This window comes from Bacillus cereus group sp. BfR-BA-01356 (assembly GCF_022663635.1).
In the GTDB taxonomy this organism is placed as follows: Bacteria; Bacillota; Bacilli; order Bacillales; family Bacillaceae_G; genus Bacillus_A; species Bacillus_A cereus.
This window is the reverse complement of sequence record NZ_JAKUFX010000264.1, coordinates 1-1,538: the sequence shown is the minus strand read 5'-3', so window position 1 is coordinate 1,538 and position 1,538 is coordinate 1. Positions and strand designations below refer to the sequence as shown.

Below are 1,538 nucleotides of genomic sequence, written 5' to 3'. Positions count from 1 at the left end.
TTATCTAGAAATATCTTGAGACGTCCAAGTATTTTCTTTATTACTGGACTCTTATTAGAGAGTAAAACTAAGCCTGAGATAGGGCTTAAATATTAATATACGAGGAGAATGGACATGGAACAGATTTTAAAAATAGAAGAACATCAAGAGGAAGTGCGATGGTCAAGTATGAGTGGTTACGCTATAACGACAAACGAGCAGGTAATCAAGCTATTGATTGATGATGAACAGTCATGCTGCGAAAACTTTGGTTACTTTATGTCAGAAGATGACTTCAATGATTTTATAGGAGCACAACTCATTGATATAAAAATAACTGATACAGAATTAAAAGAGGGTCTTCTTGAAAAGCATGATTTGGATATAGAAAGTGAGTATTTTGAAGGTGACGTGATGTTCGTTGACATTGTCACATCTAAAGGAACTCTCCAGTTTGTCGCTTACAACGAACATAATGGATATTACGGTCATGAGGCTAAAGTTATTTCAAAACAAATTAATCATGATGAATTGTTATAAAAATTTCATTTTGTATAGAAATGAGGGGAAACATGGGAAAGGTTGAATTCAATCAAAATAGTTTTGGACAACAGTTAATTATCACTGGTTTAGCAAGATTAGTTGAGGAAGAAGGTTTAACGCCGCATGAAGCGTTTGATGTTTTAAGGCTCATTCAAAATAATACATTTCATGCGTTAGCTGATATACACAAGGAATATAAAAGAGCAGCTAGCAAAAGCTAACTGCTCTCCAGAAAAGCATTAAGAAGGAAGTTCAGAACTCAAGTGTATTTATAGTATGGACAAGATTTAGAAATTTATTCGAGGAGGAATGGATGATGTGCACTTATTGGGAAAACGCAGTTAAAGAATTCTTTAAGAAGCAAGAGCAGGAACGAAATAAAAGAGCAGCTAGCAAAAGCTAACTGCTCATCTCCAAGGGGGAACAAGGAGAAAGGATTATCATGGTATCTACAGTATTGACGGAATATTGAGTTTTAATCAGGGGAGGAAGAGGAAAATGAGAGAAATCAAGTTTCGCGCATGGGTGTTACAAGATGAAGTTGATGGTGAATATATAGCAGCAGAATATATGGAGGATGATGTGGAATCATTCCATGATCCATTGTATGAACACAAGCAAGGTAATATCGTTTTAATGCAGTTCATTGAGCAAAAGGATTCAGACGGAAATGAAATATACGAGGGAGATGTAGTTACCTGGTATAACCCGATGATTGAAACAGGAGAAAGAATGACAGGTGTTGTTGTATACGATACAAAACAGGCTACATACAAGAAATGTCCTATCAATCTTTATAAAGCCAATGCAGGTGATGGAGGATATACAGGATTTGAGTTTAGATGGTACGACAATGTAAAAGTTTTAGGTAACATTTATGAAAATCCAGAGTTGTTACAAAACCAAACAAAATAATCCTTTTAATAGAAAGTGAGGTGAATACATGGATAAGATATATGCATTTCAAATCGCAGTGACGTTGGGGTTATTAACTATGATCATGCTTAATATCATAA

The 1,538-nt window shown here is 34.9% G+C and carries 3 protein-coding genes; all 3 read left to right on the top strand.

The annotated features are described in order from the left end of the window. Window positions 1-108 precede the first annotated feature (108 nt). The 3 genes from MR168_RS32880 (at window position 109) to MR168_RS32870 (ending at window position 1,437) form a co-directional block, all read left to right on the top strand. Window positions 109-519: a DUF7448 domain-containing protein gene (locus MR168_RS32880; protein ID WP_142388805.1), complete on the top strand. Its 411-nt coding sequence runs from the start codon at window positions 109-111 to the stop codon at window positions 517-519. Window positions 520-551: 32 nt separating this feature from the next. Next, window positions 552-743, top strand: coding sequence for a hypothetical protein (locus MR168_RS32875; protein ID WP_086402466.1), 192 nt, complete (start codon window positions 552-554; stop codon window positions 741-743). A gap of 277 nt (window positions 744-1,020) precedes the next feature. Continuing rightward, window positions 1,021-1,437, top strand: a complete 417-nt coding sequence (locus MR168_RS32870; RefSeq protein WP_086402465.1) for a YopX family protein — start codon at window positions 1,021-1,023, stop codon at window positions 1,435-1,437. Window positions 1,438-1,538 lie beyond the last annotated feature (101 nt).